This window comes from Mucilaginibacter sp. GW822-FHT03E02, assembly GCF_058801545.1.
In genome coordinates this window covers 5393609-5406615 of sequence record NZ_JBXANJ010000001.1, presented here as the reverse complement: position 1 = coordinate 5406615, position 13007 = coordinate 5393609, and the positions used below count along the sequence as shown (strand labels likewise).

Annotated in this window: 12 protein-coding genes; 6 read left to right on the top strand and 6 right to left on the bottom strand. The window is 43.3% G+C overall.

The window, feature by feature from the left end; translation table 11 throughout:
• Window positions 1–785 precede the first annotated feature (785 nt).
• The 3 genes from ettA to AC1RM2_RS22435 all read left to right on the top strand — a co-directional run bounded on the left by ettA (window position 786) and on the right by AC1RM2_RS22435 (window position 3748).
• On the top strand, window positions 786–2468 hold the full coding sequence (gene ettA / locus AC1RM2_RS22445; protein WP_090651655.1) for an energy-dependent translational throttle protein EttA: 1683 nt from the start codon (window positions 786–788) through the stop codon (window positions 2466–2468).
• 175 nt (window positions 2469–2643) lie between these two features.
• Window positions 2644–3180, top strand: coding sequence for a hypothetical protein (locus AC1RM2_RS22440; protein WP_492987394.1), 537 nt, complete (start codon window positions 2644–2646; stop codon window positions 3178–3180).
• A gap of 40 nt (window positions 3181–3220) precedes the next feature.
• Entirely contained in the window at window positions 3221–3748 is a 528-nt protein-coding gene (locus AC1RM2_RS22435) for a hypothetical protein (protein WP_492987393.1), read from the top strand.
• Window positions 3749–3792: 44 nt separating this feature from the next.
• On the opposite strand, the gene AC1RM2_RS22430 is transcribed toward AC1RM2_RS22435, so the two are convergent.
• On the bottom strand, window positions 3793–6660 hold the full coding sequence (locus AC1RM2_RS22430; RefSeq protein WP_492987392.1) for a carboxypeptidase-like regulatory domain-containing protein: 2868 nt from the start codon (window positions 6658–6660) through the stop codon (window positions 3793–3795).
• Between the two features lie 248 nt (window positions 6661–6908).
• Here AC1RM2_RS22430 and AC1RM2_RS22425 point away from each other — a divergent pair, with 248 nt between their 5' ends.
• The gene (locus tag AC1RM2_RS22425; protein WP_492987391.1) at window positions 6909–7976 is read left to right on the top strand and encodes a branched-chain amino acid aminotransferase; all 1068 of its coding nucleotides are present in this window, start codon (window positions 6909–6911) and stop codon (window positions 7974–7976) included.
• Between the two features lie 183 nt (window positions 7977–8159).
• On the opposite strand, the gene AC1RM2_RS22420 is transcribed toward AC1RM2_RS22425, so the two are convergent.
• Complete coding sequence (locus AC1RM2_RS22420) at window positions 8160–8717, bottom strand: histidine phosphatase family protein (RefSeq protein WP_492987390.1); 558 nt, start codon at window positions 8715–8717, stop codon at window positions 8160–8162.
• 38 nt (window positions 8718–8755) lie between these two features.
• Window positions 8756–9037 (bottom strand): ATP-dependent Clp protease adaptor ClpS, encoded by a 282-nt coding sequence (locus tag AC1RM2_RS22415; protein WP_147055964.1) that lies wholly within the window; start codon window positions 9035–9037, stop codon window positions 8756–8758.
• A 113-nt stretch (window positions 9038–9150) separates the two neighbouring features.
• Here AC1RM2_RS22415 and AC1RM2_RS22410 point away from each other — a divergent pair, with 113 nt between their 5' ends.
• Window positions 9151–10044, top strand: coding sequence for a hypothetical protein (locus AC1RM2_RS22410; protein ID WP_492987389.1), 894 nt, complete (start codon window positions 9151–9153; stop codon window positions 10042–10044).
• 54 nt (window positions 10045–10098) lie between these two features.
• Here the strand turns inward: AC1RM2_RS22410 and AC1RM2_RS22405 are convergent, their stop codons facing one another.
• From AC1RM2_RS22405 to AC1RM2_RS22395, 3 genes are read right to left on the bottom strand one after another with little or no spacing between them, the layout of a single operon-like run.
• The gene (locus tag AC1RM2_RS22405; protein ID WP_492987388.1) at window positions 10099–10836 is read right to left on the bottom strand and encodes an SGNH/GDSL hydrolase family protein; all 738 of its coding nucleotides are present in this window, start codon (window positions 10834–10836) and stop codon (window positions 10099–10101) included.
• Complete coding sequence (gene lipB / locus AC1RM2_RS22400) at window positions 10833–11591, bottom strand: lipoyl(octanoyl) transferase LipB (RefSeq protein ID WP_492987387.1); 759 nt, start codon at window positions 11589–11591, stop codon at window positions 10833–10835. Before lipB ends, AC1RM2_RS22405 begins: the two co-directional genes overlap by 4 nt.
• The gene (locus AC1RM2_RS22395; RefSeq protein WP_492987386.1) at window positions 11591–12235 is read right to left on the bottom strand and encodes a 4'-phosphopantetheinyl transferase family protein; all 645 of its coding nucleotides are present in this window, start codon (window positions 12233–12235) and stop codon (window positions 11591–11593) included. Before AC1RM2_RS22395 ends, lipB begins: the two co-directional genes overlap by 1 nt.
• Before the next feature lie 202 nt (window positions 12236–12437).
• Between AC1RM2_RS22395 and dcd the strand changes: the two genes are divergently transcribed.
• A complete protein-coding gene (gene dcd, locus AC1RM2_RS22390) occupies window positions 12438–12974 on the top strand; it encodes a dCTP deaminase (RefSeq protein ID WP_439695925.1) in 537 nt (178 codons plus the stop codon).
• Window positions 12975–13007: the final 33 nt, after the last annotated feature.

The window sequence follows — 13007 nt, the reverse complement described above, 5'->3', positions numbered from 1 at the left end:
AACCCGACGCGTGAATTAACTTTTATCAACAATATTGCCAACATTTAACACTTTGCAGAAACAGACATTGATATGATACGCAAGCTATTAAAGTTTGGGTTTAATCAATAATTTTTATCAAAAAATCCAACAATCACCTAATTTTTTTACAATATACGAACGAAACTCACCAATTTGATACAAAAAATTCAAAATAGTTTAAACATTGTGTTAATAAATTATAACGATAGCAACAAAACAGGCATTTCGTCATAACATATGCCATAAAGGCATTAACATAATATTTACGTTCCGTTCACCTATATGTACGCAAATACAAGCAAAACAGTTGCCATTTTACTCTGTTAAACGCAATTAAATACTTACAAGTATGTATAAATTAATATGGATTTGTATTTGGCAGTAAATAATTTTTCTGCCATCGGTTTTTTAAGCGAATCCATCAATTTTACTCATATTTGTTGCGATACTTATTTATCGTGTGAGTATAGTTCTTAAATAAAGAGTTGTTATTCGGGTGAGGAAAATCCGAGCGTAGGTTGCAGGCAAGCATCGTGTAAACTAACCACGGAAAAGACTCACCCGGCGAGGCTACGCCCGCCACCCTCTCTCCGCTTCGCGCAAAGAGGGTGAAAAAATAAAAAAATGGAGTTTACCCTCTATGCGGCGCAGCCGGAGAGAGGGTCGACCGGCGAAGCCAGGTCGGGGTGAAAAACGACACTTTTTATTTATAGAAACAGCTATTCACGCAATAAAATGTTCATCAGCATTTCAAATCAATTATAATGGCAGACGAAAAGATCATTTTTTCAATGGCTGGGGTTAGCAAAGTTTATCCCCCGCAAAAAACAGTATTAAAAAACATTTACCTATCGTTTTTTTATGGCGCCAAAATCGGCGTTATCGGTTTAAATGGCTCGGGTAAATCATCCTTATTAAAAATTATTGCAGGCATTGATAAAACCAATATAGGCGAGGTTGTTTTTTCGCCGGGCTATACTGTTGGTTACCTGAGCCAGGAGCCCGAGCTTGATCCTGAGAAAACCGTGCGCGAAATTGTGGAAGAAGGCGTTGCCGAAACCACCGCCTTATTAAAGGAGTACGAAGAGATAAACGAAAAATTTGGACTGGAAGAGTATTATAGCGATGCCGATAAAATGGATAAGCTGATGAACCGCCAGGGCGAATTGCAGGACCAGATAGATGCCGTAAACGCCTGGGAGTTGGATACCAAGCTGGAACGCGCCATGGATGCTCTGCGCTGCCCAGAGCCGGATACCAAAATTTCGGTATTATCGGGAGGCGAACGCCGCCGCGTAGCTTTGTGCCGCCTTTTATTAAAGGAACCGGATGTGTTACTATTGGATGAGCCTACCAACCACCTGGATGCCGAATCGATAGATTGGCTGGAACAGCATTTACAACAATATAAAGGCACCGTTATAGCGGTAACGCACGACAGGTATTTCCTGGATAACGTTGCCGGATGGATCCTGGAGCTCGACCGTGGAGAAGGAATCCCATGGAAGGGAAATTATTCCTCATGGTTAGATCAGAAAGCCAAACGCCTGGCCCAGGAAGACAAAACCGAAAGCAAACGCCAGAAAACCCTGGAACGCGAACTGGAGTGGGTACGAATGGGACCAAAAGGCCGCCACGCCAAATCAAAAGCCCGCTTAGGCAATTACGAAAAACTGGCATCCGAAGAAACTAAAGAACGCGAAGACAAACTGGAACTGTTTATCCCCCCAGGCCCGCGTTTGGGTAATATAGTGATTGAGGCCAACGGCGTAAGTAAGTCATACGGCGATAAGTTATTGTTTGATAACCTGAGCTTCTCCTTACCGCCCGCAGGTATTGTAGGCATCATAGGCCCCAACGGCGCGGGCAAAACCACCCTGTTCCGCCTGATTACCGGGCAGGACCAGCCGGATGCAGGTACCTTCCGCGTAGGCCCAACCGTTGCTTTAGGTTATGTTGACCAGATGCATGATGACCTTGACCCCAACAAATCTGTTTGGGAAAATGTAACCGGCGGCCTGGAAACTATTATGGTGGGCAACAAACCGTTAAACTCGCGTGCATACGTATCAAAGTTTAACTTTAACGGTGCCGATCAGCAGAAAAAAGTAGGCGTACTATCGGGCGGTGAACGTAACCGGGTGCACCTCTCTATCACCCTCAAAAAAGGATCGAACGTGTTGCTGCTGGATGAGCCCACCAACGATATCGACGTAAACACTTTACGTGCCCTTGAAGAGGCCCTTGAAAACTTTGGCGGCTGCGCCGTAGTAATCAGTCACGACCGCTGGTTCCTTGACCGTATTTGCACACACATCCTGGCTTTTGAAGGCAACTCGCAGGTTTACTTTTTTGAAGGGAATTATTCTGATTACGAAGAGAACCGCAAGAAACGTTTAGGTGATGTTGCGCCGAAAAGGATTAAGTATAAGAAGTTGACGGTGTAAACCGAAGCCCCCTCTAAACTGCGCAGCACTCATGAACAACTTAAAAAATAAACAACAGTGAATAATCTCCCCCTGAAGGGGGAGACTTTTGAATTGCATAGTGAATATTCCCAGACTTACGAAGTTTTAAAAACTTCGTAAGTCTTCAAGCCCAACCGGCATCCCTTACACATCAATGAGCCAATTAAACTTTTTCATAACCCATGACGAAACGATAAGTATATTAAATGCCCTTATCGACACAGGTGAAGTTGACATCTTTATCGGAAACGCTTTTGAACAAGAAAAGCCGGTCCCTGTTAGCAAGATCACCACGTCAATTGATGCTGACTACTTTACGCTTTGGCTAAAAAATGAATTTAGGGAAGCAAAAGGGGTAAAAATGAATCATGTATTTAATAAGGACCAGTATGTATTCAACCATTACAAAGACCCCATCATACAATTTTCCGATTGTAAAAGAACACCAACATTAATCTCGCCTGGTCGTATATTTTATAAGGCCGGATGGGTAGAACATGAAGCACTAAGGCAAAAGCATAAAAATTGGGGTATACGAGTATCACGCTTAATTGATAAAAGGCTCCATAAATTAAACAACATCTGGAGAATATCTGATAATGTAAAAGATTGGGTGGTAAATGGAGGAAATTTGGAATTGGGGCTGGGTGGTATGATTGTTAATAAAGATAACCTTACCACTATACCATAATCCGTAGATAATCAGTCATCATTTCCCTCATTTTTATCAAATGCCCTACGATTACTCCCAGCCTTCTACATATACGCCTCCCCCCTCAAAGGCCACCGGCATTATTATTATGGCCTCATTTTTTATCGGTATCGCTGCTACGGTACCAGAAATCAATTTATTTAGGCTCACGTTTATATCGCTGCCCTGTGCCATGGGGATATGGGCCATATTTTCAGCATTGCCGTTTTTGCTGCTCCTTAATTTGTTTCGGAAACATCTTTCGGCTGTAACGTCTTTTTTATTGGCTTCACTTTATGCGTTTGCATGCGCCGGGCTGCCGCTTTACCTGTTTATGGCCGCAAACTATTATTTTGCCGATGCCAAAACCACAACGCAAATATATGTTGTTATTACCGCGGACAATGGCAGCCCTACCGGCAAATGCGTTGAGCCTTACATCGAAATAGAACATAAAGGATTAAAAAAACAGATCATTTATCCCTGCGGCACGGTGGTTGATAAGCAAAAATCTCTTACTTTAACCACAAGCAGAGGTTTCTTTGGGTATGATATCATAAGAAATTAGCAATTGCTCCCATCAATACCAATGCAGTAAAATAACGAATGCTGCTACTTCACAACTTTAATAATTGTCGACCCATACCCCACATTTCCATTCAAATCACTCCCCTGCAAAATAACCGTATACCCCGTATTGCTATCCGAAGCGTAAAAAGAAACATGGGCTACGCCTGTGGAGTCTGTTACTAAATTAGGCTCCCAATGAATGGTTGAACGTAAATCGGTATTAGCCATTTTATCCTTGATGCCATACTTCGGCCTGTAAAAAGCAGCCGGAACACTGAATGGCAATGGTTTATATAAATAACGGCCAATGGTATTATCAACAACAGGCCCGTGACCGGAGCGGGTAGTGATCTCGATGATAGCGAAATCAGACGCGTTATAACGGGAATATTTGCCCCTGAAATAGTTTGCTGTATTACCAGTTGTAGTCATCACTTCAACACCTTTTACATCCTCGGCAGTATTTGTTTCAAGGTAATTCATCATCAGTTCGGCGCCATTATGGGGTCCACCCGAATAAGCTTCCATTACACTGGTTCCGTCAACAAAAAATTTAATTGCCCGGTCTTTTACAAAACACCATTGCTTACTACCAATATTCATCGGGATGGCAACACCGCCGGTGGTATCACTTAAAAAAAACATTTTGCCCAAATCGCCTGATGCCCTGCTGCTTTGACCAATCAACATGAGCGAAGCTATTCTAAAACCGGGCACACGCTCCTGTAACAATTCCAGATAAGTTTTTTTGCCGGCCTGCTCCAATTCCGCCTGGTCCAAAACTATATCGGCACCTCCGGGGCCATTTAAATTCTTCGAACCCTTGATTATCTTTTTTGCCTTAATATTTACCTGCTGCAGTAAATGCCCTGCTATCCCGGTATTATCCATATTTTTTAACCTGTTGGCATTGTTGTTCAGATATCGTAAAAGGGTACTATCATTCGTACTGATGTTTATCCCCCTGTTAAAATAAGAATTTGCAAAGACTGTCGGCTTAAACGCATCCATTTCAATATTCACATTAAAGCTGTTACCCCTTTTGTTACGTGCCTGTAAAACATAAGCAGGTGTATCCAGCGGGGCTATATTTAAAAACGTAAAACGGCCTTGCTCATCGGTAGTGGTATCTTTAAACAATTCCGGCTTTTTAGATAACAGCACAACATGGGCATTCTTTACAGGTTTGTTAAAAAAATTATTCACGCGCCCGCTTATCTTAAAATCAATTTCGGCCGGGTAGCCGGGCTTCGTATTACCCTTCATCACCTGTTCCCAATTATACCCAACCCATCCCTGTGTAAGCAGCAGGTTATCCAGGTCGTGTTTTCTTCTGGCAGATGAATCTGGCTTAAAATAATACGACGGATCTTCAACCTCGCCCTTTAAATCTGATGTGAGCAGCATATAACTGCGGATATTATTTGAGGTATTGGCTTTAACCTGGGCGTTGTCGGTAACAGCCACAGAAAAATTACCGGCAACGGGCAAGCCGTTTTCGTCAGTCACTTTCACCTCCAGGTCTATACTGTCTCTTTTAGAAAGTAAGGTTTTATTTGATTTTATGCTGATATGCATGCCGTCCTGGTGATCTATAAAAACCACCCGCTCATTAAGCGGATGCAACATATTATCCAGCAAAGTAAACCTGCAAATACCCGTAGGGAATGCGCTTTTGGGCACCGCTACGCAAAGTAGCCCGCCGGTAATGTTTATAGCTGCCGAATAGCTAACTATGCCCCGGGCCTGTCCAACAATGTAATAACGCGTATTTAAAGCTTGCCCACCCGCCGCTGCCGAAATATTTACTATCAATGAATCGCCCCCGGTATCTTCTATCCTCAGCACCGTACCAAAACTCTTTACATCCGGGAGCGAATAGCTTTTCTGCTGCCCATTTTTAAAAGTTATACTGGCCGAATACATTTCTCCCGATTTAGGAATGATATCGAAAGCGCCCATACCACCGTGGCCAGTTGCTACCGATGTTATCTTTTGACGATGCTGATTGTACACATCGGCAGTCACCATTACAGCGTGGCCGTCATGCCCTATCGCTTTAAAGCCAATACGTGCAGGCAACCCGGCAACCATTGCGCCACCTTCGGGCATAAATTGCAGGTCGATATCATTTTGCAAAGTCGCCGTTAGGGGAATCATGATCTCCTGCCCGTCGTTTTCGGCCATCGGCTCCTTGGCATTTAGCACCAGGTTGTTTTTAACGTCATTTGTATCCAGTGAAAAAGCTAATTCGGTAATCCCATCAAGATTAGTTTCCTGGCTTTTACGGTATAAAACTTTGGTGCCGTTTTTTACCGTTAGCTCCAAAGCCTTTAATCTTAGCGGCATTTTATTCTGTTGGTTAAACCTTAAAGTAACATGCGCTTTGCCGGGCTCCTTTTTAAGGTCGATGGTTGAACTTACCTCCCATTCATTTACCGCGACGTCACCTATAAGAATATCTTTCTTAAAAATGTAGTCTTCGCCAAAATTGCGCATCCAGTTGGTGTAGGCGTTAACATGGTACCTCCCTTTAGCAAAATCTTTTGCATTCAGCGCAATATTGCCCCAGCTTAAACCACCGGCAACCGGGAACATAACGCGTTTCACCGGCACATTTTTTTCGTTAATGAACTCCATATATAACCGTCCGCTCAATAGCGAGCCGGTTAAATAAGCCGCATTCAACAAGTACGCCTTAAGCCAAATGGTATCGCCCACAGCATAGTAAGGCTTATCAAAGTGAACAAATAATTTTTCGATAGGCAGCGTTTTTTTTGCAGAATCCATCAGCGCAGAAATGCGATGTACCTCTGATATCTGAACCGTTTGGGCAACAATTTTTTGCGAAGTATATAAAAGACAAAAAAACAGGCAGCAAAGCGCTGCTTTTAAATACTTTAACTTCATAAGGCTGGTATGGCGAGGTTTATTTTATGAAGGTAAGATTTAAATATTAAAACAGGTAATGCTATCCCCAATATTATCGCGAACCCCGGTTAATTCTTATCGCATACAAGCTTGCCCAATTTGTTTGGCCTATCCATTAAATCTAACTCATTCAAACCACCTTTTTTACCCTTACTATCAATTCCTTAACACAACTCATTAAAAAATTTCCTAACTTGCCGTTTTCTAATAAATAATACTTTAAGGCCATGACAGAGACGCTGGACATCAAGATCACCAAGACCACGCATTCCCGTTTAGCAGAAACGGATTTTGACAACTTACCTTTTGGAAAAACATTTTCTGACCACATGTTTGTGGCCGATTATGCTGATGGTGAATGGAAAAACCTGCAGGTCATTCCCTACGGCGAGATTGGTTTAAGCCCGGCAATTTCGGCCCTGCATTACGGCCAGGCATTTTTTGAAGGTTTGAAAGCCTACAAACATGCCGATGGAAAGGTTACCATTTTCCGCCCTGATAAAAACGCTATCCGTTTAAACAAATCGGCTGAGAGGCTTTGCATGCCTGCCCTGCCCGAAGAAATATTTTTACAAAGCATGGCCGCCGTTGTTGACCTTGACCGCGAGTGGGTGCCATCAAAACCAAACCACGCTTTATACATCCGCCCATTCATGTTTGCTACCGATCCTTACCTGGGTGTAACACCATCGGCAACTTATAAATACATGGTATTGTGCGGCCCGGTTGGCCCGTATTTTTCAAAAACACTACGTGTAAAAATTGAAACCTACTACACCCGCGCTGCCGAAGGCGGTATGGGCTACGCAAAAGCTGCCGGTAACTACGGAAGTTCGATGCTGCCTGCCCGCAAAGCGGCAGAAGAAGGCTTTGACCAATTGATATGGACTGATGCCAAAGAACATAAATACGTTGAAGAAATGGGCGCTGCAAACGCCATGTTTATGCTGGATGGCAAACTGATAACCGCCGAAGCAAAAGACACCATTTTAGATGGCGTAACCCGCGATACGGTTATCGCTTTAGCCAAAGAGTGGGGTATCCCGGTTGAAACCCGCAAAGTTTCGGTTGCCGAAATTGTTGAAGGCGCCAAAACCGGCAAACTAACCGATGCTTTTGGCGCAGGCACTGCCGCAACCATCGCTTCGGTAGGCTCTATCAGCGTTGATGGCGAGGAATATTTCCTGAGCGATCCAAAAACACGCGAGTTTTCACAAAAAGTATTAGCCACCCTTGATGCAATTAAGTACGGCAGAGCAGAAGATACCCACGGCTGGAATTATTTGGTTGGGTAATCAGGATATTAATATAAGTTGAAAAGGTGCTCTGATGGGCACCTTTTTTTGTTTGAGGGGATGGCACTAAAATAAAAAACTGTCATCCTGAGGTACGAAGGATCTCCTATTCGCGAACTTTTCTATCGGCGATGCGTGTCGGTTAATAGATTCTTCACTACGTTCAGAATGACAAAAAGGGAATTACAAACTACAATTCCCCACCGGCTTTATCCCCTCTTTATCCTTTGTTAAAACCGGTTCACCATTTTTAAAGGTTACAATCCATATACTATCATAATCATCATCGGGCCAATCCATCCCTTTAACTTTAACGCCCAGGGCTTTTATAACCGGTTTAATATAGTTGTGTTCCCAAACAACCAGGATGGTGCCTTTTTTGCCTTCCAGTTCATCAGCCAGGTCCTTGGCATCTTCCTCCTCAAATTTGGTATTAACAGGTAAGTTATATTTGCTGGCAAAGGGCGAAGCCGTCTGGAACATTCTTGCTCTTGGGGTTGTTTTACCCAAATGCAGTGCTGGTACATATATTTGAGCAGGTAACCCAAATTTGGCTTTTAAAACTTCAGGAAGCCTAAGGGCACGATTTAGCCCTATACAGGAAAGGTTATCACCATCCGCGGGCTTCTCGGCATGCCGGATAAAAATCAGTTTAAGATTTTTGTTTTGTGCTTTAACGTTATACGTTACCAGGCACAACAGCAATAAAATTATGGCGGGGAGTATGGCGTATCTTTTCATATAAGGCAAGATACAATTCCTAAAGTGGTGTCAAAAATTTAATCAACCGATACGGTCAATCCTTCTTGCTGAAGAATTTTACGGTAGATCTCCATTTCCGTAAAGGAACCTTCCAGCACTGCGCATTTGCCTTCGTTGTGTACCTTCCAGGCAATTTTCTCGGCCTGCGATTCGGAGTAATCCAGGTACTTCATCATACAATGGATCACATGGTCAAACGTGTTGAAATCATCGTTCCATAATATCAGGCGGTGAACTTCCTTAAGTCCTGCCAGTAATTCTTCGAGGGTAAATGTTTCTTCCTGTGTTTCAGTTGGCATACGTAACTACAAAATTACTCAAAAACAATAATAAAAATAGTAAAATCGTGTTCAATTCACTTAAAAACATACCCCAACGGTGTGCCTGCTACACACCGGACAATCTAAACACCATGAAAAAAATCGCTATTTGTATTATTATCCCATTAGCAGTTCAAGTTTTTGCCATTGCCCTGGCAAACGCACAAACATCAAAAAACACCCCTGTCAGGCTACAACCCCCACCTCCAAACATCAAAGTAGATGGCGATGATAAGGATTGGGGCGATAGCCTGCGCTACTTCAACGAAGACCGGAAACTAAACTATGCGCTGGCTAATGACCAGACAACACTTTACGCTGCCATAAAAATAACCGATAAAATGGACCAGATGCGCACGCTGAATGCAGGCATCACCCTAAGCATTGATAATAAAGGCAAAAAGAAAGAAAGCTTCTCGCTCACCTTCCCCTTAGCCGAACCGGGCAGCAAACCTGATTTTGGCAAACGCCCCGACGATAATACCGAAGTTACCCAGCAAGACCGCGACGATTTGCAGCGCGAACGCATAACCAAGCTACGCGACATTAAAGTAGTTGGGTTTAAAGATATTGAAGGCGACATGATTACCACTTCAAACACCTACGGAATTAAAGCTGCCATTGATTATGATGCCGAAGGCAATCTCATTTATGAAATGGCCATACCCCTGAATTTTTTTCATGCTGATGAGCAGTTTAAAACCGAATGGGCTTTCAATTTTAAAATAAACGGCATCCAAAAACCAAAAGGTGACGGAACGGAAAACAATGGTGAACGGCAAGGTGGCGGAATGGGCGGCGGCGGCGGTCGCGGAGGACGTGGCGGGGGTATGGGAGGTGGCGGCGGACATGGCGGCAGGGGCGGTCGCGGAGGAGGCATGGGCGGTCGCGGAGGAGGCATGGGCGGCGGCGGTGCCGAAGGCAGCCGCAGCGAACTATCCAAATCAACCGATTTTTGGACTAAGTTTTTTCTTAATAAAAATTAACAATTTATTACCGGGCCTGGGTTTAAGCCGATGAAAACCGGCCAAAGCCCAGCCCTATTTTTTAAATTGAGCAAGTATCTCGGGTATCAGCTTTAACACCCACTGGTTGTACATTTTGGCAGACGGATGCAGCCTGTCATTAGCAAGAAGGCTAAGGTCAAACGCAGCTTGTTTTGATATGGAGGTAATATCAACATAAATAACCCCTGCCTTTTTGCTCTCATCCAGGTTAATGGCGTTAAACTGATCTATATCGGGGCCAATCACCGCATCATTTCCATTAGCAAAGGGCGTTACGCCATAATCCGGAATAGATAAAACAAATACATGCTTTTTATTGCCTTTTGCAAACTTAATGGTTGTATTTAAAACCGCCGCAAATTTTATACGATAGTTATCCTTGCTGTAGCCCCCGTATTGGTCATTAACGCCAATAAGCAGGGTTACAAAATCATAAGTTTTACCGTTGATAGTGCTGCTTTTAATGGCAGCTATCAATTGGTCGGTTATCCAGCCGGTGCGGGCTATAATTGTCGGTTCGGTTACTTTAAACCCTGGCAGAACGGCTGCAAGCTGATAAGGGAACGACTCTGCCGCGGTAACAGACTGGCCTATAGTATATGAATCGCCAAGTGCAAGGTAGCTTAGGGTATCTGTTACAGCGCCGGTTACCGGCACCGTATCTGCAGGCTGCGGAATAGGGCCGCTATTACTGTTTTGCATCTGATCGGTCTTTTTTGAGCACGCGGTTAGCGCGCCTATCGAAAATAAAATTAAAAATAGTGCTTTCATGACAACATCTCCATATCAAACAATACGGAAATGTGGTGCTTAAGGATTTCTTTTACTTCATTTATATTTACCTCGTAGCTAAGTTCCTGCTGCATCGAGGTTACGGCTTTATCGTCAATACCGCAAGGCACAATGTTTTTAAAATAATCGAGGTTGGGGTTTACGTTAAATGCCAGCCCATGCATAGTTACCCAACGGCTGCACCGCACACCCATAGCGCAAATTTTGCGGGCCTTTTCGTTATCGGCATCAAACCAAACGCCAGTGTAACCCGGGTAACGGCCGGCCTTTAAACCATAATCGGCCAGGGTTAATATTACAGCCTCCTCCAGCGTGCGCAGGTACAGGTGAATATCGGTAAAAAAATTATCCAGGTCCAATACCGGGTATGATACTATTTGCCCCGGGCCATGATAGGTAATATCCCCGCCCCGGTTAATAGTATAGTAAGCCGCCTGCTTTTCCTTCAGTCCGGCTTCATCCAATAGTAAGTGTTCGGCTTTGCCGCTTTTGCCTAAGGTATATACATGGGGGTGTTCGCAAAAAACAAGGTAATTGAAGGTTTCGTCAGCTTCAAAAGCATCAAAGGTATTTACCGGCACCAATGTTTTAACTGCCTCGGCATAAGCCAGCTCATTATTCCGGTTATCCAGCTTGGTTTTTACCGTTGCCGAAAACAGGTCTTCCTGCCTGTCCCAGGCTTGCTGGTAATCTATCAGCCCCCAATCCTGGAAAAATACTTTCTTATTCTTCATCACTTATCTTCTTTTACGTAGCCAATCATATAATCGGCGTATTGCATATAGCCAACGGTGTAGTCTAAATTAAGTTCATTTTTATGCAAATTGGCATTTAGCACGCCGTGGTGTTCAAAGTTAAAAGGCTCTAAAAAAATGTTCTCGGCAAATGATACCTCTTTTTGCCCGTTGCATTTATAAACCGCTTCTTTGGCACACCAGCAAACATACAGGTGTTCTATTTTTTTATCCTCGCCAATAAAAGCAAGCTCATCGGGGCGCATAAATTTAGACGCTATACGCTCAACTTTTTCCTTTATCTGTTCAATATCAATGCCTACCTTATGAGTTTTACTAATCATCACCGCGGCATAATCAAACGAGTGACTTAACGAGATGTGGTAAGGCAGGTTTACCAGGTAAGGCTTGCCATGCGCGTCAACTTTACAATCAATATACTCATCAGTGCTCAGCATTTTACGCAACAATACGCGGGTGCCAAGCCAGTGCAGGTACCTCTTACTATGGCTTAGCTTTTCAACATAAGCCTTCTCATCTTCATCCAATTGCAATTGTTTATACAGGTCATCAGCCTGCTCCTCTATTTTCCAGAGTGCAAACTCAGTATCATCATCAATACGCTGCCGGTACGCTATCGCCATAAAAGTAAAATTGCAAAATCGGACGCAAACTTATGCCAAATAAATTTAATTATAATAATTGCCATATCATATTCATAAACGATTGATTTTTAATTAACTGTATACCAAATTCTATTCAACAATCAATTTCAACAATGTTTGGTTGTTTACTGTTGCCTGTTGCGGTAATTAGTCATATTTTCGCCCCTCATCAAATTTGGCTATGATATTATCCGATAAGCGCATCCTCGAAGAAATAGAAAAAGGGACCATCATTATTGAACCATTTGCGCGTGAGCAACTTGGCACCAACTCCTACGATGTGCATTTGGGTAAACACCTGGCTACTTACCGCGACAGGGTACTTGATGCCAAAAAACATAACGAGATTGATGCCTTTGAGATACCTAAAGAGGGCTTTGTACTGCAGCCCAACACCCTTTACCTGGGCGTAACGGTAGAATATACAGAAACTCATAAACATGTACCCTTTTTGGAAGGAAAATCGAGCACCGGCCGTTTGGGTATTGATATACACGCCACAGCAGGCAAAGGCGACGTTGGTTTTTGCAACACCTGGACACTTGAAATATCATGCGCCCAACCCGTACGTGTATACGCCGGAATGCCCATTGGCCAGCTGATATATTTTGTAGTTGAAGGCGAAATTGAAACCCTGTACAACACCAAAAACAACGCCAAATACAACAACCCCACCACCCGCCCGGTTGAAAGTATGATGTGGAAGAATAAGTTTTAGGGCTAATAGTTTTATAATATATTTCTTTAAATT

What these genes read in the sequence shown, in the direction of transcription:
- AC1RM2_RS22425 (WP_492987391.1), top strand. Translation starts at nt 6,909, where the DNA reads ATGACAGAGACGCTGGACATCAAGATCACCAAGACCACGCATTCCCGT.
- ettA (WP_090651655.1), top strand. Translation starts at nt 786, where the DNA reads ATGGCAGACGAAAAGATCATTTTTTCAATGGCTGGGGTTAGCAAAGTT.
- AC1RM2_RS22410 (WP_492987389.1), top strand. Translation starts at nt 9,151, where the DNA reads ATGAAAAAAATCGCTATTTGTATTATTATCCCATTAGCAGTTCAAGTT.
- AC1RM2_RS22420 (WP_492987390.1), bottom strand. Translation starts at nt 8,717, where the DNA reads ATGAAAAGATACGCCATACTCCCCGCCATAATTTTATTGCTGTTGTGC.
- AC1RM2_RS22435 (WP_492987393.1), top strand. Translation starts at nt 3,221, where the DNA reads ATGCCCTACGATTACTCCCAGCCTTCTACATATACGCCTCCCCCCTCA.
- AC1RM2_RS22415 (WP_147055964.1), bottom strand. Translation starts at nt 9,037, where the DNA reads ATGCCAACTGAAACACAGGAAGAAACATTTACCCTCGAAGAATTACTG.
- dcd (WP_439695925.1), top strand. Translation starts at nt 12,438, where the DNA reads ATGATATTATCCGATAAGCGCATCCTCGAAGAAATAGAAAAAGGGACC.
- AC1RM2_RS22430 (WP_492987392.1), bottom strand. Translation starts at nt 6,660, where the DNA reads ATGAAGTTAAAGTATTTAAAAGCAGCGCTTTGCTGCCTGTTTTTTTGT.
- AC1RM2_RS22405 (WP_492987388.1), bottom strand. Translation starts at nt 10,836, where the DNA reads ATGAAAGCACTATTTTTAATTTTATTTTCGATAGGCGCGCTAACCGCG.
- AC1RM2_RS22395 (WP_492987386.1), bottom strand. Translation starts at nt 12,235, where the DNA reads ATGGCGATAGCGTACCGGCAGCGTATTGATGATGATACTGAGTTTGCA.
- AC1RM2_RS22440 (WP_492987394.1), top strand. Translation starts at nt 2,644, where the DNA reads ATGAGCCAATTAAACTTTTTCATAACCCATGACGAAACGATAAGTATA.
- lipB (WP_492987387.1), bottom strand. Translation starts at nt 11,591, where the DNA reads ATGAAGAATAAGAAAGTATTTTTCCAGGATTGGGGGCTGATAGATTAC.